Raw genomic sequence first — 24153 nt, 5'->3', positions numbered from 1 at the left:
TAATTTATTTTTTATTTTTAAAGTTAAATTTAACAATTTAAAAAGTTTTAATTTATAATTTTAAGTAATTTTTACATTTAGAAAAGGACAATTATGAGTTATCAAAAAGAACTAGAAAATTTAGTTTTATCAAATCAAAAATTATCAGGAATTAAAAAAATATTAATTATTGATGGAATAGATCCTAGAGCTGTTGAAGCAGCAAAACAATTAAAAGATCAAGGTTTAGTTCATCCTATTCTTCTCTGTGAAGAAAAATTCGATTCAAAAGGTGTTGACATTGAAGTAATGTCAGAAGAAAAAATTCAAGCTTTTGCAAAAGAATTTTTTGAATTCAGAAAAGGAAAAGAAACAGAAGAATCTTCACTTAAATCTATGAAAACCCTTCCTTTCTATGCTTCAATGCTTCTTAGAAAAGGACTAGTAGATGGAGTAATTGGAGGACTTGAATTTCCTACTGCAGACATTTTAAGAGCAGCTTTTAAAGTTATCGGACCAGTTAAAGGAATTAAAACAATTTCTTCAGTTATGATTATGCACAGAGAAGATCAAAGATTTATTTTTAGTGATATTTCAGTAAATATTTCTCCTAGTCCAGAACAACTTGCTGAAATTGGGCAAAATGCAACTTTATTTGCAAAAAATTTAGGCTTTAATCCAAACGTTGCATTCTTATCATTTTCAACATCAGGTTCAGGAAAAAGTCCAGAAGCTGAAGCTATAGAAACAGCAACTAATTTATATAACCAAACAGCAGAGAAAAAAGCCTTGGGTGAAATTCAATTTGATGCTGCAGTTGATTTAGCAATTAGAAAAGCCAAATACAAAGGTGAGATGAATTTAGATCCTGTAAATGTCTTGATTTTTCCTAATTTAAATGCAGGAAACATAGGATATAAAATTGCGCAACGTTTAGGTGGTTTCGGAGCAATAGGACCTATTATTACAGGTGTTGCAAAGCCAATTAACGATTTATCTAGAGGTTCAACAGTGCAAGATATATTTAACACAGCTTTAATTACAGCTTTACAATCAGAAGGGACAAAATAAAGATGAAAAACAAAATTTTAGTTATAAATGCAGGATCATCTTCTATTAAATGATCTATGTTTTTAAAAGAAACTATGGAATTACACTCAAGCGGTATAGTAGAAAGAATAGGAATTGCAGGTTCATTTTTTAAAACAAAATTAGGAAATCAATCTTGACTAAAAGAACAAGAAGTAAAAAATCATAAAGAATCAATGACTGTTTTGATTAAAATTTGATTACAAAATGCAATCATTAAAGATGTAAATGAAATAGAGATCGCAGGATTTAGAGTGGTTCATGGAGGAAGTGAATTTAATGGACCTACTGCATTGACAACAAAAGAAATAAACATTATTGAAAAACTTTCAAAATTTGCTCCTTTACATAATCCAGGTGCTGTTCAAACTATGAAAGCCATTCAAGAAATATTACCTAAAGTAAAAATTTCAGCTAATTTCGATACAGCATTTCACACCAGCATCCCAGCTGTAAATCATACTTATCCAATTGATTTAAAATTTGCTAAAGAACATGGAATCAAAAAATATGGTTTTCATGGAATTAGTCATAGATATATAACAAACAAAATGGAAGAAATTTTTAATAAAGATAAAGTAAATTTTGTTAACTTACATATCGGAAATGGTGCTTCATTATGTGCAGTTAAAGATTCAAAATCAATTGATACATCTATGGGTCTAACACCTTTAGCTGGAGTAATGATGGGAACAAGAAGTGGTGATATTGATCCTTCTATTCATCAATTTGTAGTAAGTGAAACAAAAATAACAGTGGCTGAATTTACTGATATGTTAAACAAAAAATCAGGACTTTTAGGAGTTTCAGGAATTTCTTCTGATGTTAGAGACTTACTTCAAGCAAGAAAAGAAGGAAACAAAGACGCAGAATTTGCTCTTAATCTATACACACAAAAAATTGCTGATTATTTAATTAATTACATCAACAAAGTTGGAAAAGACATCGATGGGATCGTGTTTACAGGTGGTGTTGGAGAAAACGCTGCTTTAGTTCGTAATTTAGTTTTAAGTAAAATTAATTTCCCTAAATTTAACATTGTAATTGATAAAGAAATTAATGAAAAACCATTATCAGATTTTGCAGAAGTAGAAAAAATTTCAGCTCCAGATTCTGATTTAAATGTCTTTGTAATCAAGACAAATGAAGAATTATTGATTGCTCAAAACGCAGCAAAAATCTTTAATAAATAATATAATTTTGTCTAAGAAAAAAACCAGAAATTAATATAATTCTGGTTTTTTGTTTTTCATATTTTTTTATTACATTAAAATTACTTAAAAAGGAATATAACTATGTGAAGTTTTATAAAATCAGCATCAGCAAAATCATCTTGATTTGAACATAACCAACAAGAAATTAGTTTCATTGGAAGATCTAATGTAGGAAAATCCTCTTTAATTAATGCACTAGCAAATCAAAAGATAGCCAAAACATCAAAGCAACCCGGAAGAACTCAGTTGTTAAACTTTTTTTATAATGAACAAAAAAAAGTCATTGTTGATTTACCAGGTTATGGATTTGCAAAAATTTCTATTAGTCAAAAATCTTTAATTTCTTCTATGCTTAGAGACTATTTTGAAAACAGAAGCAATTTAAAAACTGTTTTTGTTTTAGTAGATTCAAATGTTGGGATCACTGAATTAGATTTAAAAATGCTGGAATTTTTAAAACAATTGAACAAAGAAGTAGTATTAGTCGCTACAAAAATAGATAAAATTAATCAAAGTCAAAAACATAAGATAATTAAATCTATAGATAATTTAGGTTATCCATATTTTTTGATATCTTCATCGAAAAAAATCGGCATTGATAAGTTAAATGTTTACATTAACAACTTACTTAGTTAATTTTCTTCTTTTTCCTTCATTTTTTAAGCTTATCGTAGCTAAACTCTTTGAAAATTTAATTTCTTTTATGTTTAATTTTCTATATTGTCCAACTTCTAAATTAGCTAAAGTAATACCTGCAAATTCTAGTCTTTTTAAGCCTAAAACTTCTATATTAAAATAATCAAAAAGTCTTTTAACGTGATGGTTTGAACCTTGTTTTAACTTTACAATATATTTTTTTGTCCCTTTTTTTTCAACTTTTTGCAATGAATCTATCCCATTATTTAATTTTATTTTATTTTTATTTAAAAAACTTATTTGCACATCGGTCAAATCATTGTTTGTGTGGACTAAATAAGTTCTTTGAATTTCAAATTTGGGATGCATTAACTTATTTGCTAAATCACCGTCATTAGTTAACAAAATAATTCCTGTTGTATTATAATCAAGTCGTCCGATAGTGTATAAATATTCTTCTTTTGGAAAGAAATCTATTATTTTTTTTCTATCAAAGTTATCTTCTCTTGTGCACACGACTCTTTTTGGTTTATAAAAAGCATAATATAAAAATGAAGCTTTTTTAAGTATTTTATTATCTATTTTAATCTCGTCATTAAATGAAGCTTTTTGTCCAATTGTCGCTAATTTTCCGTTTACAAAAACTCTATTTTGCAAAATTAGTTCTTCTGCTTTTCTTCGTGAGCAAAATCCTGATTGAGAGATTAATTTTTGTATTTTAAATTCCATGACTACTTTTCTTTTATTAATTTTTCTACTGCATTTTTAGCTAATAAAACACATTGAAGTCTATTTAAATGATTTTTTGTATTTATGAAAATATTTAAATCATTTAAAGTTAAATTGATTTCTTGAGTTTTTAACATTTGTTCATAATCTTGAAAAATTTTATTTATTTGTTCAAATGTTTTGTTCTTAATTTCTTCTAGTAAAATATCAGTAGAAGCTAGAAACAAAGAACAACCTTTAGCCTTGAATTGAGCATCTATTACTAAATTATCCTTCATTTTTAAAGCTAAATTTAAATTATCATCGCATGTTGAACTAAAAGAATTTATAATTGTCCAACTTGGATTTAATTCATTTACTTTGTTTTTTGGACTAGTAAATGTTTCCATAATTTTTTTTCTTCTATAATTAAAATCGTTATACAAAATCTAAAAACCCTTCATAATTTTTTAAATATTTTATCAAAACATCAATGTCTTTTTTGTTATTATAAAAAGCAAGAGAAACTCTCACAAAAGAATCTTCTTTTAAAATATTTGAAATTAAAGGAGCACAAAATGTTCCACTCCTTACAAAAATATTATTATGACCTAAATATGAACTAATATCTTGTGCAGGAACATTTTTAATATTAAATAAAAGTATGCTATCACCCCTTTGTCCATAAATCTTAATGTCTTTTATCTTGCTGAGTTCATCGTACAAGTAATTTGATATTTTTTTTAGTTGTAAATTTATTTTTTTTATTCCAACTTCTTCTATCAGATCCAAAGACTTTTCGAATTCTCAAATTGCAGCTAAATTTAGTGTTCCAGCTTCAAATTTATTCACATTTTCATAATAAGTTCAATTTGTTTCATCAACGATAGTTGAAACAGTACCACCACCTGTTTTTATAGGTTTTAATTTATTTAAAAGCTTCTTTTTTATAGCTAAAACACCTAAACCTGTTGGTCCATAAGTTTTATTACTACTAAAAGCAACAACATCAAAATCATCAAAATCTACTTCTTGAGAGTTGATAGCTTGAGTTGCATCGTTTACTACAATAGCCTTGTTTTTTAAAGCTAATTTTTTAATTTTTTTAATATTTATTTCAACATTTATATTATTTGTTTTTTGAGAAAAAGAAATAATTTTTGTTTTAGGGTTTATATCTTTTTCTATATTTTCGGATAAAACAATTTTAGCTTTTTTTTCTTTTGCTAGATTAAATCAAGGAATCAAATTAGAAGTATGATTATAACTGCTTAAAAGAATTTCATCATTTTTCTTAATAAAATTTTTATACATTAAAACAAATAAATTTATCGATTCTGTAGTGCCAGAAGTAAAAGTTATTTCTTCTGTTTGTGAATTTATTAATTTAGCTGTTTTTTGTCTAACAATTTCTATTTTTTCTTCATTTATCAAGCCTAATTTCGAATTTCGTGAATGACTATTTACAGCAAATTTTGTATAAAATTCCACTCCAGCATCAATAACTGATTTTGGTTTTTGTACTAGAGCAGCTGAGTCTAAATAAGTAATATTTTTTAAAATTGGAAAATATTTTCTATAAGTTTTCATTATGTTTTTTTATATCAAAGAATATATTCTGTGTTTTTTGATTTTTGTCCTTTTATTGGCGAAGTAATTTTATCTATAAACTTAAAATTATGTTCACTAGCTTGTTCAATACTTCTATTTATTAAAAATTCATGATATTTTTCTTGTACAAAACCTCCTTTTTCTACATATTTTGAAGATGCTTCGAATTGTGGCTTTAACAAAACTATTAAATCTTTTGAAGAACTTAGTATTTTTTCAACTACTTTATAAACTTCTTTTAGCCCAATAAAAGATACATCACAAACTACTTTATCAATTTCTAAATCAAACATTTTTTCATCAATAGACTTCAAATTTGTTTGTTCAATGGATTTTACTTTAGTGTTTTGTCTTAGTTTAAAATCTAGTTGATTTTTCCCAACATCTAGAGCATAAACAAATTTTGCCCCATAAATTAAACTCACATGTGTAAAACCACCTGTTGATGCTCCGATATCCAAAATCACTTGATTATTAAAATCTAAGTTAAATTTTTCAATAGCCGCTAATAATTTATACGCTCCTCGAGAAACGAATTCTTTGCTTTGTTCCACTGTAATTTTATCTACTTGTTTTGTTATATAACTTGGAGTAAAAATAACCTCATTATTTACCTTGACTTTTCCTGAACGAATTAAGATTTCTGCATTTGGATAATTCATTTCGATAAGATGTTGTTTAATACTTTTTTTCATAATTTTTTATTTAAATTTTTCTAATAGTTTAATAACATAAAAATTAAAATCTGGTGAAACTTGCATCATTAAAAGAGAAAAATTATTGAAACAATCTCTTCTTTTTGCTTCATTTTCAAAGCTAATTTTACCTTTTCTTTTAAAAGAGTAATATAAAAATATAGCTAAATTTGAAACTAATAATTTATTAAGCGACTTGTTAGCACTTAAGTTTATAAACTTTAAAAGTAAAGCTTCAAAATCCCTTTCTAAGTTTGTAAAAATAAATTTTTTTTCAAATTCACAAATATAGTTTTCTGGAATTTTTAAATCAAATAATTGATCTAAAAAAACAAAGAAAAACCTTTGTCGTTTGTGCTTAAAAAGTTTTTTATACTTCTTTCAAAGTCTTTGGATTTTTAATTGTTTTTTTATATGCTTTAAGATTTTCGTCTTCATAAAATTGATTTATTTTATCCAATACAGCATTTACAAATTTATATTCATTATCATTTTCTAAAGTATAGTCTTTAGTCATTGACACCATTTCATCGATAACAATTTTATTATCTGTGATTAGTAATTCTCAAGTTCCTAAAAGCAAAATAGAACGAATCAAAGGTAATATTCTAGTTCAAGTTCAATTTTGTCCTATGAAATTAATAATAAGTTTTTGTAAAATTTCATATTTTTTCTCAATAGCTTCTAAAATCGTGATTTGTTCAGAACTTAAATTGTAAGAAGCAAAAATTTCATTAGTATTAATTTTGCTATCAAAAAGTTCATAGGTATAAATTAAACTAACTAATTCCATCCTGTGAATTCTACGTTTACTAAAAGGATACTTTTTGTTGGTAGTTTGCGTCATATTTGCCTTTATGTTAGTTTATCAAAAATATCTTCACCTATATCAGAAAGCTTGATTTTGAAGTTTTTTGCAACAATATTTCCAATAGTTGCTAATGAGTCTATGTGAGTTGATAATCCTTGTTTTGTGTTCTGAAATTTTTTAGAATATATAGTTAAAGGAAGTGCTTCTCTAGTGTGATTTGTTCCAGGAAATAAAGGATCATTTCCATGATCAGAAGAAATTAAAAGTAAATCATCTTCTTTTAGAGCATTAATTAACTTAGTTAATTTTATATCAAAATAATTTAAATTTTCTGCATATCCTACTACATTTCTTCTGTGACCATAGCTAGAATCAAATTCTACTAAATTTACGAAAATAAATTCATTTTTACTATCAGAAGTTGCGATATTGATAGCTACATCCATATTTTCGTTGTCACTAGCTGGTCCATAAACTTGATCAATTCCAAAACCCGAAAAAATGTCGTTAATTTTTCCAACACCGATAGTTTTAATGCCAGCTTGTTGAAGTCTATTTAAAACAGTTTCTTGAGGTGGTCTATTTGCATAATCGTGTCTGTTAAAAGTTCTTATAAATTTTCCATCCTGTTTTACATAAGGTCTAGCAATTACTCTGGCAACATTTCACTCAGGTCTTGAAGAACAAATTCTTCTTGCTGCTTTTGCATATTTGTAAAGATTTTCAAGACCCATTGTTTCTTCGTTACCACAAATTTGCAAAGTAGAATCTGGAGAAGTATAAACAATTATTTTATCATTTTGTTCTTGATCACCTAGTTCTTGTAAAATCACAGTTCCACTAATAGATTTATTACCGATAATTTTTCTACCATCAAATTCTTTTTCTAATTCATCTAACAATTCTTGTGGAAAGCCATTGTCAAAATTAGGATTAGCTACTTGTGTTCAAATCCCCATCATTTCTCAGTGACCTGCTAATGTATCTTTAGCATTAGATTTTGCAATTATTTTACCCATATATGCTTTAGGTTCTTTGTTTTTTTTGTAGTGACCATCTAATTTCGCTATGTTTGTAATACCTAATTTTTTTCAAGTAGGTATTTCTAATAATTTTGTTGTTGAAGCACTGTATAAAGTGTTTGCTCCTTGATCGCCAAATTCTTTTTGTCTACCATCATCACCAATTCCTAAAGAGTCAGTGACAATTAAAAATATTCTATTAAATCTAAACATTTTTTGATATTTTCCTTCTAAAAGTTCTTGATTTTTCCTTTTTTTAAAAAGTAATAATATTTTATTACAAATTAATAAAATGAAAATAAAACAACAAACAGACACTAAAGATTGTGGACTTTCCATAATTCATTTTTTTATTAAATATTTATTCTATAAAGAACAAAAAATTAACAAAATCAAGGAGTTTGCATTTTACAACCAGCAAGGAATTTCTCTAAAAAATCTTGAGAATTTAGGAACACATTTTGGACTTATTCTTGATTCATTTCACTGCGATTTAACAACTTTAATGGAATTAAAGTTTAGGTCACCTATTGTAATTTTGTTGCAAAATGAAAGTTTTAATCATTATGTAGTGCTTGAAAAAATTAAAAATGATATTTTCTTTATTCAAGATCCTATAAAAGGAAAGATAAAATTAACAAAACAAGAATTTGAAAAAAAATTTCTGAATATTGTTGTTTCTGTCTCTAAAAATCCTTCTTTTTCCTTCGTAAATCAAGACAAAGAATGGTGAAATAGTTTGTTTTACTTTTTAAATAATAAAAATAATTGAGTAATTTTGTTTATTATTTTTGTTTCTGCAATATTAAATTTTTTATCTATTTTTTATCTAAAAACTATTGTAGATAAAATACTTCCTTATAAACAGATAGATTTACTTCACAAAATAGTTTTATTCTTTGTGTGAATTTTTATATGAAAATTCATTCAAGATATTATCAAACAAATTTATATAAAAAAACTTCAAATACAAAAAGAAAGGTTTTTATTTGACAAATTCTTAATTGCATTAAATAAAGGTGTTAATAAACAAATTTATAAACTAGAGACAGCAGATTATTTAAAAAGGATTAATTTTATACCCACTTTTGCTTCTTTTTCTTCACACTTTTACTTTAATATATTCAATGAGTTAGTTACTTTTTTGTTGTCATTTTTTATTTTATTGTGAATTAGTTGACAACTATTTTTAATGATTTTAGCAGTGAGTATATTATTTTTAGTTATTTCATACTTTTTCAAGAAAATAATTTCAAAAAAAGTACCACTTTTATACGAAACTAATATAGAGTCTATAAATTCTATAAATGACTTTGTATTTTCTTTAAATAATTTAAAAAACAATGATCTATATAAAATGTTAAAAAATAAATTTGATAATTCTTATTTTAGCTTTAAAAACAAAGAATTTTCCATTTGACAATTACAATTTAGCCTAAGTCAATTACAAAATTTTTTTCTTGTAATTACACCTATTTTTTTAGTGTATATTACTTCGTTTTGAATTATTGATGATTCGTTATCTCTAGGAACTTTGTTAATTTTTATTTCTTTTTTTAGCTTCTTCATCAATCCTTTAAACTCTATTTCTGAAATGTTAGCTGTTTATCCTGCAATATCAAAAGAAATTGAAGCAATTAATTTTATTTTAAATGTAGAAAAAGAAAAATATGGAGACTACACTCAAGAAATAAAAGGCATAAAGCTAAAAAAAATTAATTGTGATTTGATAGTAAATAAAAAGCTATTTAGTGTCAAAAATTTAGAAATAAATAATAATTTAATTTTAACTGGAAAAAATGGTGTTGGAAAATCAACATTATTAAAAATTTTAAACCTTGATCAAGAATATAGTGGAAATTTTTTAGTAAATGATTTAGATTTAGCGTTTTATAACAAAGAGTTTTTAAGACAACGAATCATTTATTTAAAAAACGAAAATTACTTTCCAAAAACAGATGTATTTTCGTATATTACTTATGGTGAAAAAGAAAAAGTAAAAACTTTTTTAGAAAATATTCAAAATTTTAATTTACTTCCTTTATTAGAAAAATGAGATATAAAATTAGATGATATTTTAATAAATAATGCAAAAAACTTTTCAAGTGGACAAAAACAAATTATCAATTGCTTACAACTATTAACTAAACAATTCGACTTAATTTTACTTGATGAAACATTTGAAAATATTTCTGAACAAAACTTTCAAATTTTAAAAAAAATAATAAAAGAGTTTCAAAATAAAGCAATTTTCATAGAAGTCTCACATTCAAAAAAATATTTATTTTCAGATTCTAAGGTTGTTAATGTTGAAAATATATAGATTTAGCAAGGTGTATTGATTATTTTTGTTAGTGTTGTTTTTTATTTCCATACTAATTCTTGTTTATTTTTTTTATTTTGTAAAACTTAATGACAAAATACCAATTAAAGTTGAAATTGATGATCATAAAAAAATATCTTTTAATATAAATTCAGATTTATTTTATAAAATCAAAAAAGACTCATATGTACTTTTGACTTATAAAAAACAAGATTTTGCTTTAAAAATAAAGAATATTCAGCACATTTCTGATGATGTTTTTAATGTAGTTTTATCTTTTAATTCAAAATTAAAGTTTTTACAACCTAAGACAAATTACAATGCTATTTTAGTTCTAAAACAACTAAATAGTTTTGCATATCTATTTTCTTAGATTTGTTTTTGTTATAATTTTTTAAAATATGAAAACTCAAATAAATTTTTTAAATACAACTAAATATAAATTTAGATATTTAAAGACATTCGAATTAATATTAAACACTGTAGAAAAAGAAGAAAAATTTAAAAAGCCATTAACATTAGATTTAACATTAATAGATGATGTACAGATGAGGCAATATTATTTAGAATATAAAGGAAAAGATAAAACAACAGACATACTATCATTTCCTTTTACAAATAGTTTTTCTACTTCATTTTTGAAGCAAAAATTCTTAGGTGAAATATTAATTTCCTATCAAAAAGTCCAGCAACAAGCTAAAGAATATAGACATTCAATCACAAGAGAATTTTGCTACTTATTTACTCATGGTATTTATCACTTGTTAGGTTTTGATCATATGACTAAAGAAGAAGAAAATATAATGAACCAAAAAGTGGATAAAATAATGAAATTACTTCAAATAGAAAGATAAATTATGCTTACAGAATTACAAAAATTACTAAAAAAAACTTATACACCATATTCAAAATTTCCAGTTGCTGCTATTATAAAAGATAAGTTAGGAAACACCTGACAAGGTGTAAATGTAGAAAATGCAGCTTATCCTTCAGGTTTGTGCGCAGAAAGAAATGCTTTGTTTTCTTCAATAACATACGGTTTTGTTCCTGGAGAAATTAAAGAAATTCACATTTTAGCTAATACAGAAGAATTTATAAAACCTTGTGGTTCTTGCTTGCAAGTCATGATCGAGTTGATGGATTATAACGCAGAGGTTTACTTGTATTTAAACAACGGAAATGTACAAAAAAGAAGACTAACTGATTTTTTACCACTAGCATTTAGAAAAGAGTTTTTAGATTAATGAAAACATGTTTTGTATCTATTATTGGACTTCCTAATAGCGGGAAGTCTACTATGTTAAACAACATTTTAGATTATGATTTATCAATTGTTAGTTATAAGCCACAAACAACTCGAGATCAAATTAATGGCATCTATTCAGAAGAAGATTTTCAAATAGTCTTTGTTGATACGCCAGGTTTTCAAAATAATAATTCTTTATTTTCAAAGGTTTTAAACAAAAATTCAATTTCTTCTCTTGATGATATTGATTTAGTTTTGTTTTTGCATCCTGTTAACAGAAAAATAGATTCTACAACTACTGAATTAGCTAAAAAAGTCTTAAAAACAAAGAACAAAATAGCTATATTAACAAAAATAGATTTAGAAGATAATAATGAAATTCTTGCTCAAAAAGCACAAGAACTCAAGCAACTAGGATTTGATTTAGTTCTTGGTTTTTCAGAAAAATATCAAGTAAGCAAACAAGATTTACTTGAAGAAATTAAAAAGTATTTGTATGAAAGTGAAAATTATTTTGATACTGAGTTTTTAACAGATAGACCTATGCGTTTTTTAGCAAAAGAAATTATAAGAAAACACCTACTTTTAAATATTAAAGAAGAAATTCCGCATCAAGTTGCAATTGTAATTAATGATTTTATAGAAAACTATGAAGAAAAAGAACAAATTTATATTACTTCAACAATTTATGTAGCTAAAAAATCACATATTCCAATAGTTATCGGAAAAAATGGAGCTATGCTAGAAAAAATTGGTAAAGCCTCTAGATTAGAATTAGAAGACAAATTAGGTCAAAAAGTTATTTTAAAAAATAAAGTCAAAGAGTCTCAAAACTGACTAAAAGATACAAAATTGATAAAAAAAATGGGTTATTAATTTTTTTGTAATTCAATAAAAAAATGTTATAATTAATTACCACACAAGTGGGGGTGTACTGGCTTCGACATACATAAAAGGGTATAAATTGCAGTGGTCTTGTAAACCTTAATACAACTTCTTTACTAAACGGAAAAGAAAACAAAAAAGAAGATTATTCATTATTAATGAATGCTTCTACTCAATCAAATCTAGCTTTTGCTTTTTAAAAGTTAGTAGACCAACTTACTTCTCATAGGTTGCAATCTTCATATTAGAGAATAGTTAAAAAACTGATCATTTTTTAATGAATTTATAGATCACAGGCTTTTTATCTTTTTGTTATTTTAGTTAAAAAGTTTTTTAAAAAATAACTAAACTGTAGTAATTTATATTTAATTATGCGTGGACCCGGGTTCAACTCCCGGCATCTCCACCATTTTTTTATTTTCTGAAGTAAATTGGCATTTTATAGTATAATATGCCAAGTATTATAAATTCATTTCAAAATCAAAAAATAATTAAGGAAGTAATGATAAATTTTAATTCACCATTTACACAAGAAAATTTACCAACTGTAAAAGAACTATGAGAAACTAAATCCAACAACTATAAAAAATGAGTCTATTATTGTTTAGCTTCAATAGTTTTTTTGTTTGTGTTAAACATCATTTTAGTTAGTTTAATTTCAGCCGCGCAACTTAACAATAGATTTGTGTTTTATTCACAACCTAATAAAGAAACAGGCAAATCAGAACCTTCCACTGATTTAATGCTATTTCCAATATTTTCTTTATTTTTTATATTTATAGCTTTAGTCTACTTCGTTGTATCGATAATTCAAAGTTTTAAAACAAAAAGTTTTGTAAGACTTGGTGCAAATACTAGTTTGTGAATTATAATATCAGATATTCTTTTACTTATTTCTTTTCTTAGAATAGTTATCATTTTACCTCAAGGTAATCAAAATTTATTTGTTGAAAACACCACTGAAATGTCAGTTTATTTTGTGTTTTTAATAATTACTTCAATTTGTACACTTATTTCATATAGATTTCTATTTTATAAAGTAAATGCCATTAGAAGAGAATTTATATTATCATTTAATAATGAACTATTCCAGCAACAAATAAAACAAATGCAAGACAATCCAAATGCATTTAACAACATATTTGATGCTTTTAATAAAGCTAATAATCAAAACAATAATTTTAACAATCCATTTGTAAATCCACAACAAAATACTAATGATAAAAATAATAATTCAAGACCAAATTCAGAAACTGATAAAGAACAAGAAGCTAGAAAAAAAGTAGAAAATTTATCAATTGAAGATTTATATAAATTAGCAGATAAATTAGAAATTTCCAGCTATAAAACTATGCCTACTAAAGAATTAATCGAAACAGTAATTAAAATTCTTGCTTCAAATTAATCATTTAAAAAAAGCACCAGAAGGTGCTTTTTTTAAATGATTAATAAATTATTTTCTTTGTAATTCTTTAGATTTATTCAATCTACGGTTAAATTGATCTACTCTACCAGTTGCTCTTACTAATGAACGATCCCCGGTAAAGAATGGATGACAACTTGAACAAACATCAACTGAAAATTTTTCAACAGTTGTTCTAAATGTGTATTCTGTATTACATGTAGAACAAGAAATTTTTAATTCGTTTGTTTTTGGATGTATATCTTTTTTCATAATACCTTTCACATAAAAAGAATGCTTTTTATATTTTTAAAAATTAATTAGTCATTAAATTTTAATATATTTTTATAAAAAAACAAATTAATTATTATATTTTAGTAAACTTAAACATTTAAATTTGTTTAGAATCGATATTACTTCTTCCTGTTCATCTTTGTTTCTAATTTTGTTTAATATAGTACTAATAATTCAATCTAATATCGTTGCTACATCTTTTTATGAATATTCTCGCAATCTTTTTTGCGTTTAAAATTCCTTCAAAGACAATCTACATTTTAAAGTAATTAAATCAGACTCTAAGAGTATAAATATTTTATAAAACCCTATTTTAGAAAATGTTTCATTAAGTGATTTAGAAAGATAAAAATATTTTTAGACTCATTCTTCTTTTAATAATTATAGGTCTTAAGCTTCGCTAGTCAATATCTCTGGAACCTTCTTTTTTCTTCATTTTTACTTCCTTGAATGTTAAATGATCAAATTATCTAAAAAAAGCAAGTGAATAACAAGATGCAAAAGCTTTACTTCTATTTATAAACTTTTATGCATAATTTTAAGACTAGAAAAAATTAAAAAACCTTCATAAATGAAGGTTTTTTAAGAATAATTTTATTAAAATTTATCAGCAGCTTCTTTGATTTCTTCTTCGTATTGTCTTAGGTATTCATCAATACTTAATTGATTATTTGGAGCTACTTTTGTACCTGCTAAAACAATAGGTTTGTTATGTATATGCATTCCTAAAAATAAAAATGTTTCTCTTAATGAATTAGCAAGATTTCCTCATGGATATCAATCTTTAGGTGCTCCTTGAGCTAGTAAAAATTGAACATTTTTTACATTAGAAAGTAAACCTGTATATGAATCTGTTTCTTTATCATATAAAAATGTTTTTCTACTTACTGAAATTGCATCAATAAAGTTTTTTGCAGGTGCTGAATAGTGAAAGTTTGTCATAGATGTTGAAAATACAACTTTATCTGCTCATTTAAGTAAATCAATTCATTTATCTGATTCAACTTCTTGTCAGAATTTGAAATCTTTTAAACTTTCTCCTGTTAAAGGAGTAAGACCCACTTTTTCTTTGTTTAAATCAAAAAATTGAAATGTATCATGTGGATGTTTTTCTTTATAAAATTCAATAAATTTATCATTAAGTGCAGAAGAATAAGAACCTTTTTTTTCGTTTACAGATGCTTTAATAACTAAAATTTTCATAGCATTTCTCCTTTATTTTAAAATGTTTGTGCAGCTTTTTTTAGTTCTTCTTCAACTGATTTTACTGCTTCTTCTTTACTTGCAAAACCTGGTGCTGAATATACAGTAACTGTTGGTTGAACATGTTTTGCACCTAAGAATTTTCAAGTTCCAGCAATTGTATCTTGCATTTTATTTAGTATTTTTACTTTTTTAGAAAAACCTTGTGATGTTAGAATTTGAACATTTTTAATGTTATCAAGTAAACCTATTGCATCACCTTTTTTAGAATATTTGTAAGAAAATGTTTTATCTGCTAAACAAATAGCGTCAAAAAAGTTTTTAGCGTTTGCAGAATAGTGAACATTTATAATTGGAGCACCAAATACAATTTTATCAACTGTTTTTAGCTCTTCAATATATTTATCTGCTTCTACATCTTTTCAAAATGTAGCAAAGTTTTCAGAATTTAATGAAATTTTACCAATTTCGGTTTTATTAATATCTCATTCTATAACTTCAACATCAGGGTGTTTTTCTTTATAAAATTCAATAAATCTATGTGACATTAATTTGGTAGTAGAATTTTCTGTCAATGCAGTTTCTATTAATAAAATTTTCATAATTAAACATGTCTCCTTTTTAGTTTATGTTTTAATTATGGCACAAAAATTAATTATAAAAATATTTTAGTTAATTTTATTTATTACTTTACAGTTTTTTTACAAAACTACATAGTTAATTCAATTAAAAAGCATTTAAAAAATAGCCTAATTTTAATTTTGTTATATAATTTTAAAATTAATTTATCAAGCACAACGATAAATGGAGATGAATTATGAAGAAAATTTTTAAACATATTTGAAATTCATTGTCTAAAAATAAAGTTATTTTAATTGGTATTTCAATCTTGGTTTTTTTAACCACAGGAATTTTTACTTTACTTTTTACAATTAATAAATCATACCAAAATAAAATAAATGACTACAGACAAGTTTCAGGAATTCAAGATGCAACCGTAGATTTGGATCTTAATTTTTTTGGTAATGCAAAAGATAACGGCTTTGACGCTGAACAAGATGATGTTTATAAAATATATAATTCACCTGCAATAGAAACTCACAAGTTTGTTATTGGAGAAAAATATATAAAATTAGCTGATTTAATTGGAACTAATAAAAAAGACTCTAATTCCTATATTTCATCAGCAAGATTATTGCAAGAATATAAATTGTTTCAAAATAATCCTGATTTTGCAACAAATTTTTTCTTTAATATAGATAGCAATAAAAAGACTTTTAGAGTTTCTAATCTAAAAGATAACAATGAGTATTTTATAAAATATTCACAAACAAAAGATGGTTTTGAACCACAAAGAAAAACATATACTGTAACTGATCAAAATCAGATTTTTAAACTTGATCGTGATTATGTTATTAACGAAATTATTTTATTTGATCAAAATGCTAATCCCAAGCAAAGTATTTTAAGTATTTCAGGTTTATATTTAAATTTAATAACAAAAGAAGCTAGTTTTGATACAGCTAAAATTTTAGAATGAAAAAAACTAAATATAGCTTATGAAGTGCCACAAAATCAAGTATTAAAATTCTTATCTTTAAAGAAAAAAAATAATCAGATTATCCCTGATTTTGCTTCAAAATCAAGCAAAAACATATTAGATATAAATGAATTAGCACAAAATAAAACTTTTTCAATTAGTAATTATTCACAACCTTTTAATTACATTGCTTACAACGATCAATTAAAAATAAACAAAGACGCAAACATTATTTTAGATTCTTATAATGATGTTTCTGTTTATTCTTACGATTATTTTGTTTTTCCAAAAAGAACAGATTTTAATTTAAAAAACGAATGATTTGATACAACAAAAATCGATGTATCTTACATTAACCATAAATGAAAACTAAAAGAAGTAAATGAAAATAATTTTTCAGGAGCTTTTTTAAAATATTTACAAGAATTAAAAACACAACCTGTTGAATTTAAAAAGATAGAAAATTTAAATTATTGAGAAAAAGTAACAACAACGACTATAAATGGAAAAAGTTATGAATTTAAGTCTAAGTTAATACCTCAAGATTTAACAATTTTGCTTCAAAAAGGAAGTGCAAAACCAACTTCTATAGCTGAAATTGAAAACTTGGGTAATGAAAATAATATAAGACTTTTAACTGAACAAAGAATTGCTAGTCTTTCAAATCCTAATGTAAGAGATACTACTTTTTTAAACATAAAATCAAATGTAGAAAACTTTTCTAAAGACTTAATTCTTGAACATCTAAAAGAATACAAACAAAACATAGAAAATCAAGATAAAAATGTAGTAAAAGGAATAGGTCAAAGAGAATATCTAACAACTCCTTTTTCAGTAACAGATCCAGTAACTAAAAAGCAAAAGAATCAAGTTGCACAATTTATTAATGCAGGAATTGCTCCAGATACATTTTCTCTTAATCAAAAACAAGAAAAACAAAAACAAGAAGTAGGAAGATTATTTGACGAGTATAAAAAAATTGAACAAAAACAAGTTTCTCATTTGTTTACTCCAAAAGACGAACTTCTAAATCCAAATTCAATTATCGAACCTTTTTATGTAGCGTCAATAATTTCTGCTATTTTCCAGCAAAGTGCAGTAGATAAAAATTACATTGATGTTGATACAACTTTCGAAACTATTAAGTTTTTAAATAAGTCTTTAGTAGACGACATTAAAACTCAAGTTAAGATAGTTAAATTACAAAAAACTCTTCAAAATGAAGACCCAGACAAAGAATATGGAACAATTATTCTCGGTGCAAATGTTTTTGGTGTAGTAACTAAATTAAAAAACGAAAGCACTTGAATTTTTAATCCAGATTTAACTTTTGATTCTTTATTAAAATTTAGTAAATATCTAGAAGAAAACAATCTTACACTAAAAGGCAAAATAGGACCAAATGGTTGACTAAAAGTATCTCCAAGATTTTCGAATACATATAATGTTCCATTAATTTTCTATGCTCCTTCTTCTGCAGTATTAAACGAATTGCAAGCAACTAGAACAGCAAGTATTTTATTTAATCAATTAAAAGACGTGTTTTCTACATCACAACTAATCGAAAAAGACTTTTTAGTTAAATCTGATGTAGATTCACTCATTGATTCTTTTATTACTGGTTTTGAACAAAGCGATTTATTTAAATTATTTTTAGGAAACAATTCAAATCCTGATTTATTTTCTAAATTTATAGTTTACTCTTTATATAACGCAGTAACTAAAATTAGACCAACAATAATAAATGACTTTTTTGGTTCAATTATTGATAAATTTATTGACATTGTAGAAGCTCAACCGCAACAAAAAAGAAGTCAATATGTAATTGAACAAATTTATAATCTAAAACCTGTCTTTCAACGTTTAGGAGTAACTTCTTTTTCAAATTTTCTCGATTCAGTAAGACCAAAACAATTAGAGTTACTAATTAAAGATCCAGTTGAGATACTAAAAGGTTTAAAGACAATAATTTATTCTTTTGATTTAAACACAGCATTTAAAAATATTCACAAATGATATGAAGAAAATTCTAACAAACTAGATTCTGATGGATTTTATAAAAGTGTTGGAATAGCTAACATTATAAATCCGATTTTAAAATCAGTAGATACTGAATTTCTAAAAAAAGGATTAAATCAAATAGTTGCTCAAATTAACTTCGAAGCTGTATTTTCAACTGAAATAGATACCGAAACTGGTTTATATAAAGGGCTTTTAGTTAATAAAATAATCAATAACTTCTCAGATAAATTAAAACCATCAGTATTGACTCTTTTTAGAAAACTAAATGGTGCAGAAGTAGGTTTTGCTCCTTATTCAAACATAACTCAAGGTTTAGTTTCATTTTTTAATTTTTTTGATTTAAAAGAATTTAACAAAAATTTAGAAAAAACAACTTATTCATATAAAACTGATTTAGATCTTTATTCAGATGAAACTAAAAAAATAGAAACTAAGCATTTTAAATCAGATTCTTTAAAACTTTCAGATGTAATTGCTTCTTTTGTCTTTACTTTAGCCAAAGATAAACAAGCACAAAGTCAATTAATTGAAATATTAATAAAAGCATTTAATCTTTCAGGTGCAACAGAAATTACTTATGAAATAAACGCACCAGGAAATGATGATAAAAAAATAACTATAAACGATGTGCAAGCTCTTACTCAAGCTGATACTAGCGCACCTGCGGATGCAAATTCCGCAACTAATTCAAATTCTACAGCTAATACAAATTTCAGAGCTGATATAAAATCTATAGCTAATATTTTGATAAATAAAATAGAAGATATTCTAGATATTAATAAACTAAATAATGAATTACAAAAACAAGATTTAAATAATAATTTTGAACTAGATGCAAATCAATTTACTTTAAATCAAAAGCCTTTTGATGTGGATTTATTAGCTTTAACACCAGCATTAAAACAGTTTTTAGTAGAGTATTTAGATATTAAAGTCCTAGATAATAAAAACTTAATTAATGTTTATTTAAGACTAAAAAGTTTTTCTAAAATATATTCATTACTTGAAATTTCTTCATATACAAAAAATGATGATAACAAATTAGAAAACATTAGCAAAAAAAACAATCCTTTAATTACTTGAAAAATTTATCAAGATAGTTTAAAAGATCAAAATGCAAAAATAAAATATTCACAAAATGATGTTGGTCAGTATCTAAAATACTTAAATTCAATAGCAGATGTTGTTTATGATACAGCTTCTTCAATTGATTCTGTAGAAAATTTTAGACCAAAAAAATTTAATGAACTTGAATCTAGACAGTATTTATTTGTTTCTAATGTTTATAAACAATCACTAAAAGATTCTATACTCAAACCATTTGAAGAAAATCCAGATTCATTAGTATCAGAGGGGCTTACAAATTTCGGTTTTTGAATTAAACTAATCACTGAAAATCCACAACTTAGCAATGAAGAACTAAAACAAGCATTTAGTATTTTATATAATCTAGCAATAGATAAAAATAGCTTTATTTATAAAGACTCTTCAATTTCTTCAACAACATTAGATGCAGGTGTTTCAAATGTATCAACTAGAGGATTAATTATTGGATCTATGAATCCTCTTTGAAAAGGAATTCTACAGCCTTTTAATGTTAGTTTTGAACTCTTTAAACAAGATAAAAATGGTTTTGTTTCCAAAGACTTAGCTTCTTTATTAGATAGTGATTTATTCAAAAAAGAAGATAAATTACACAATTCTTTAGCACAATGAATTATCAATAACAAATTTGGATTCATAGAAAATTTAGCCCTTATAGGTTATTCTAAATCCGAATCTTTACTATTAAAATCACACTATAAAAATGTTGATTATGTAGTAAATAACATTTTATTAAAAGACAATAAATTAAATTATTTTGATAAACAAGTTTTAAACAAAATTTACTATCAAACTACTTCCTCTTCTTTAGATCAATATTTACAAGGTTTAAATTTAAAACTTTTATTTTTAAGTCCTTATTTTAGATCTAGAATTCCACAAGCTTCATTATGATTTGCAACTAATACAGAAAATGTAAATCCTCAAATTAACTCTGAAGCTAAAAAAGTAAATGCTAACTTAGCTTGAGTTTTTAGAAATTCTTTACCAAAATACTTCTTTTTTAAAGAAAAATATCCAAACGACTATATATCTAAAGTAAGTCAGATGTTTTCTAAACCTCAAGGAATTAATCAAGCAGAATCAAAACCAATAGTAGATTTAAATGCCTCACATGTAAGTAGTTTTTCTTTAGATTTTTCATATATTAACTGAATTTCTAACAGAGTTTTTGTAAATGATAATCAAAGACCAATAATCTTTTTTGATCTAAATTTAAAAAACTTTTTTGACAGATTAGTAAGCAATGTTTTTGTTATTAGAGAATATGTAAATATTGTTGTAGCATACGATAATCGTTCTTTTGTTGCTAAAGTAAATCAAACATACTTAGATGCAAATCACAAAGCAGTTTATGACAAAGAACTTCCTACCTCTACTGCAAAAATTGAACAACTAATTAAAAGCATCGATCAAAAATACATTTTGGATGTTAACGGTCTTCAATTTATTATCGTAGGAACTGATTCAACAGGTGATTACTTATATCCTTTACTAGATGAAAATAACTTACAAATTGATTCACAAAATCAAGCTCTTGTTTATGTAAATAAATACGGTTTTGATAAAGTTCGTGAATCTAATCGTTCTACATTAGTAAAAAAATCTTTATTAGTTAAGTTAGATCCTCAAACTAATATAGAAGCTTTCAAACAAGATACTAACAGATTTTTATCTTCTAATTTTTCACAAACTGATATTGAAAAAACTTATTCAATTAATGACTTTGATTTTCTAAATCCAGAAAGATCACTGAGATTATCTACAGCTTTATCTTTTGTAAATAATTTAGCAAATATTAATTTATATTTAACAATTTTCCTTTCTATTTTAGTTTTATTTGCTGTGGTTTTCATAGTAAAAAGATATGTTAATAATAATCACAAAGTTTTAGGAATTCTAAGAGCACAGGGATACTCGTTATTCGAAATTGCTACTTCGTTTACTTCGATTTCTATAGCAACTTCGATCATTGGTGGGTTTTTAGGATATCTCTTAGGTGTCGCTCTAAGAGGACCGATGTTAAATTTACTACAACAATTTTGAGAATTTAATACAGATTTTTCATTCTTTGAATCTTCTTCTTTCTTCATTTCTCTATGTGTTCCTTTTGTTTTACTTACTTTGACTATTTATCTTTCAGTAGTTTGAATCCTCAGGCGTAAACCAAATCAACTTCTATCAGGAATTACTGAGTTAAATACTTCAAAATTTGCTATTTTCTTATCTAAGAAATTAAGAAACAAAAATATTACAACTAAGTTTTCATTTTCTTTAGTTATAAATTCATTTTGAAAACTATTTTCGCTTACAATTTCTGTAGTTTTAGTTTCTTTTGTTTTAATTTTTTCTTTATCATCAAGAAATATCTTCCAAAATTCTGTAAATAATACTTGAAAAAATAGACTATATAATTTCAAAATTAACTTATTTACTCCATCAAAAGAAGGTGGACCGATTGTTCCTTATGAACTAGCAAAATTAGACAATCAATTATATGTTCCTGAAGGATTTGAAGGAGAAGTTGACTTAGAAGATCCAAAATATTTCCAACCAGGTCATGCCCTTATTAAAGGAGTAAACAAAGCCAACGGGGAAAGTATTCCTTTTGCTCCTCAAGTTCTTACTCGTGCTTCTTTAAATGTAAAAGGAAAAGAAAATGATAATGGAACTATTTTTGACGTAGTAGTAAATAATCTTCCTGAATCATTAAAAAATAACATTCTTAAAGTTTCAGATGCAGCTTTTGCCTTGCTTGAAAAAACACAAGATTTAAAAACCGAAAATAGAAATGGAGTAGATTTTACTTACAAAGGAGAAGCTCCAAATTACGAGCCATATTTTAAATTTGTAGAAGATCCTGATAGCCCTAAAACTTCTCGTTTTTGATACTTTAGCTATAACAAAGACAAGCAAGCTTATGATTCTCAAGAAGTAAGTTTAAAAACTAAAACTCGTGATGCATACCGTAAATTTTTAGTAAATGGTTATAAAAAAATAAACAGAGACTTTAGTGTTTCATTCGGAGGAATTTTATTTAATCCAGCAAAAGACGAACTATTTTCTTACATTGACACTGAATTTAAATCAGAATCTGGATTAAAAATATTTGGATATGATACAGATTCTAAATTTATAAAAATAGTAAATAACAAATCACAAGAAGTACTTCCAATTCTTGAAGAATTTAGCAAAAATAATAAAGATAAAAACATTTATCCTTTAGCTGCTAACTGAGTATTTTTACAAAAACATAATTTAAAACTAAATTCAATAATTGAATTACCTATTTTTAATACAATAACTCGTTATCAAGATAAACTAAATCATATACCTACTAAAACAGCTAAATTCCAAATTGTAGCTATTTCCAATACATTTATTAACTCAGAATTAATTTCAACACGTGATGTAGTTAATAAATTAACAAATATGGATCAATTCGATCCAATTCTAAAAACCTTTGGACATAAAGCTTTTAACGGAATAATGTCTACAAATAATGAACCTGAACAAATAAGAGCTTCAATTGGTTTATATTCTCCTTCAGGTTATTGAGCAGGTACAGATTCAATTGATGTAAATGGAATTTCAAATGAAATAGCAGCTAGATTCTTTAGAGAAATATTTGCTTACTCAGATTCTCAAAATAATCCAAATTCAAAACAAGGTTTACTTCAAAAACAAGGATTGACACAAGATAAGCTCTATGAACTAATTTATCAAAATCAAACAAGTGATAATAATTTAGAACCAAAAATCACTTTAAATTTCAAACAACTAGAAAATGAAGAATACTTTGATAAATACAACATAGTCATCAGAAATGCTCTTAAAAACTTTAATAGTTTATTTAGTGATAATTTATATCAAATAGAAACTCAAGCAATTTCTGCAAAAGATATTGAAACTAACTTTATTAATAACTTTGCTTTATTATTTAGTTCTGCGACTTCAATGGTTGTTGTGATTTTCTTGATAGTATCTATTATTATATTAATAGTTATGGCTTCAACTATTATTGCTGAAAATGAAAAAAATATTGCAATTTTATCAGTTCTAGGATATTCAACGGCACAAAAAATCAAACTATTTTTCACTGTTTACTTACCAATTGTCTTAATAGGATTTGCAATCTCAATCCCACTGGTTTATGCATTTATTAGTTTATTTAATAATTACATAATCTCTACAAGTTCAATTGTTTTAGCAATTAGTGTTTCAGCTCTTAATTTATTTATTACTCTTGCAATTATTTTATTAGTATTTGCAATTACACTTGCCTTTTCTTGATGATTACTAAATCGTAAAAAATCAGTTTATATTTTAAAAGAAGAATAATTACATTAATTAAGTATGACTACAATAA

Annotated in this window: 19 protein-coding genes and 1 other RNA gene; 11 read left to right on the top strand and 9 right to left on the bottom strand. The window is 25.0% G+C overall.

The annotated features are described in order from the left end of the window. The first annotated feature begins 93 nt into the window (after positions 1 to 93). From HF996_RS02260 to yihA, 3 genes are all read left to right on the top strand, one after another. Positions 94 to 1050, top strand: coding sequence for a phosphate acetyltransferase (locus HF996_RS02260; protein WP_168910447.1), 957 nt, complete (start codon positions 94 to 96; stop codon positions 1048 to 1050). Between the two features lie 2 nt (positions 1051 to 1052). Further along, entirely contained in the window at positions 1053 to 2261 is a 1209-nt protein-coding gene (locus HF996_RS02255) for an acetate/propionate family kinase (protein WP_168910446.1), read from the top strand. Positions 2262 to 2363: 102 nt separating this feature from the next. Then, on the top strand, positions 2364 to 2918 hold the full coding sequence (yihA, locus tag HF996_RS02250; protein ID WP_168910445.1) for a ribosome biogenesis GTP-binding protein YihA/YsxC: 555 nt from the start codon (positions 2364 to 2366) through the stop codon (positions 2916 to 2918). On the opposite strand, the gene HF996_RS02245 is transcribed toward yihA, so the two are convergent. From HF996_RS02245 to HF996_RS02220, 6 genes are all read right to left on the bottom strand, one after another. After that, entirely contained in the window at positions 2907 to 3647 is a 741-nt protein-coding gene (locus HF996_RS02245) for a pseudouridine synthase (protein WP_168910444.1), read from the bottom strand. The two genes, yihA and HF996_RS02245, sit on opposite strands and share 12 nt — an antisense overlap. A 2-nt stretch (positions 3648 to 3649) precedes the next feature. Next, on the bottom strand, positions 3650 to 4036 hold the full coding sequence (locus HF996_RS02240) for an iron-sulfur cluster assembly scaffold protein (RefSeq protein WP_254427686.1): 387 nt from the start codon (positions 4034 to 4036) through the stop codon (positions 3650 to 3652). Between the two features lie 28 nt (positions 4037 to 4064). Then, positions 4065 to 5216 carry an aminotransferase class V-fold PLP-dependent enzyme gene (locus tag HF996_RS02235; protein WP_168910442.1) on the bottom strand — a complete coding sequence of 384 codons (1152 nt, stop codon included), beginning with the start codon at positions 5214 to 5216 and terminating at the stop codon, positions 4065 to 4067. Further along, the gene (locus HF996_RS02230) at positions 5216 to 5932 is read right to left on the bottom strand and encodes a TlyA family RNA methyltransferase (RefSeq protein WP_168910441.1); all 717 of its coding nucleotides are present in this window, start codon (positions 5930 to 5932) and stop codon (positions 5216 to 5218) included. The genes HF996_RS02235 and HF996_RS02230 overlap by 1 nt, the downstream gene beginning before the upstream one ends. A 370-nt stretch (positions 5933 to 6302) precedes the next feature. Further along, entirely contained in the window at positions 6303 to 6779 is a 477-nt protein-coding gene (locus HF996_RS02225) for a transcription antitermination protein NusB (RefSeq protein WP_168910440.1), read from the bottom strand. Positions 6780 to 6787: 8 nt separating this feature from the next. Next, positions 6788 to 7978 (bottom strand): phosphopentomutase, encoded by a 1191-nt coding sequence (locus HF996_RS02220; protein ID WP_168910439.1) that lies wholly within the window; start codon positions 7976 to 7978, stop codon positions 6788 to 6790. Between the two features lie 79 nt (positions 7979 to 8057). Between HF996_RS02220 and HF996_RS02215 the strand changes: the two genes are divergently transcribed. From HF996_RS02215 to HF996_RS02185, 7 genes are all read left to right on the top strand, one after another. After that, positions 8058 to 10088: an Mbov_0121 family peptidase domain-containing ABC transporter gene (locus HF996_RS02215; RefSeq protein ID WP_168910438.1), complete on the top strand. Its 2031-nt coding sequence runs from the start codon at positions 8058 to 8060 to the stop codon at positions 10086 to 10088. A gap of 31 nt (positions 10089 to 10119) precedes the next feature. Next, complete coding sequence (locus tag HF996_RS02210; RefSeq protein WP_254427744.1) at positions 10120 to 10461, top strand: MAG1140 family protein; 342 nt, start codon at positions 10120 to 10122, stop codon at positions 10459 to 10461. Between the two features lie 28 nt (positions 10462 to 10489). Continuing rightward, positions 10490 to 10942, top strand: coding sequence for an rRNA maturation RNase YbeY (gene ybeY, locus HF996_RS02205; protein WP_168910436.1), 453 nt, complete (start codon positions 10490 to 10492; stop codon positions 10940 to 10942). A gap of 3 nt (positions 10943 to 10945) precedes the next feature. Continuing rightward, complete coding sequence (gene cdd, locus HF996_RS02200; RefSeq protein WP_168910435.1) at positions 10946 to 11332, top strand: cytidine deaminase; 387 nt, start codon at positions 10946 to 10948, stop codon at positions 11330 to 11332. Further along, positions 11332 to 12210: a GTPase Era gene (gene era / locus HF996_RS02195; RefSeq protein WP_168910434.1), complete on the top strand. Its 879-nt coding sequence runs from the start codon at positions 11332 to 11334 to the stop codon at positions 12208 to 12210. The genes cdd and era overlap by 1 nt, the downstream gene beginning before the upstream one ends. A gap of 49 nt (positions 12211 to 12259) precedes the next feature. Then, positions 12260 to 12628: a transfer-messenger RNA gene (gene ssrA / locus HF996_RS02190) on the top strand. A gap of 93 nt (positions 12629 to 12721) precedes the next feature. Continuing rightward, entirely contained in the window at positions 12722 to 13624 is a 903-nt protein-coding gene (locus HF996_RS02185; RefSeq protein ID WP_254427685.1) for a hypothetical protein, read from the top strand. 48 nt (positions 13625 to 13672) lie between these two features. On the opposite strand, the gene rpmE is transcribed toward HF996_RS02185, so the two are convergent. The 3 genes from rpmE to HF996_RS02170 form a co-directional block, all read right to left on the bottom strand. After that, entirely contained in the window at positions 13673 to 13894 is a 222-nt protein-coding gene (rpmE, locus tag HF996_RS02180) for a 50S ribosomal protein L31 (RefSeq protein ID WP_168910432.1), read from the bottom strand. A gap of 618 nt (positions 13895 to 14512) precedes the next feature. Beyond that, positions 14513 to 15118: an FMN-dependent NADH-azoreductase gene (locus HF996_RS02175; RefSeq protein WP_168910431.1), complete on the bottom strand. Its 606-nt coding sequence runs from the start codon at positions 15116 to 15118 to the stop codon at positions 14513 to 14515. 17 nt (positions 15119 to 15135) lie between these two features. After that, complete coding sequence (locus HF996_RS02170; RefSeq protein ID WP_168910430.1) at positions 15136 to 15720, bottom strand: FMN-dependent NADH-azoreductase; 585 nt, start codon at positions 15718 to 15720, stop codon at positions 15136 to 15138. A 215-nt stretch (positions 15721 to 15935) separates the two neighbouring features. On the opposite strand from HF996_RS02170, the gene HF996_RS02165 reads away from it, so the two are divergent. After that, positions 15936 to 24125, top strand: coding sequence for an ABC transporter permease (locus HF996_RS02165; RefSeq protein WP_168910429.1), 8190 nt, complete (start codon positions 15936 to 15938; stop codon positions 24123 to 24125). Positions 24126 to 24153 lie beyond the last annotated feature (28 nt).

This window comes from Mycoplasma sp. 1654_15 (assembly GCF_012516495.1).
Lineage (GTDB): Bacteria > Bacillota_I > Bacilli_A > Mycoplasmatales > Metamycoplasmataceae > Mesomycoplasma.
The sequence above is the reverse complement of the archived record's forward strand: the minus strand, read 5'-3'. Positions and strand labels throughout refer to the sequence as shown.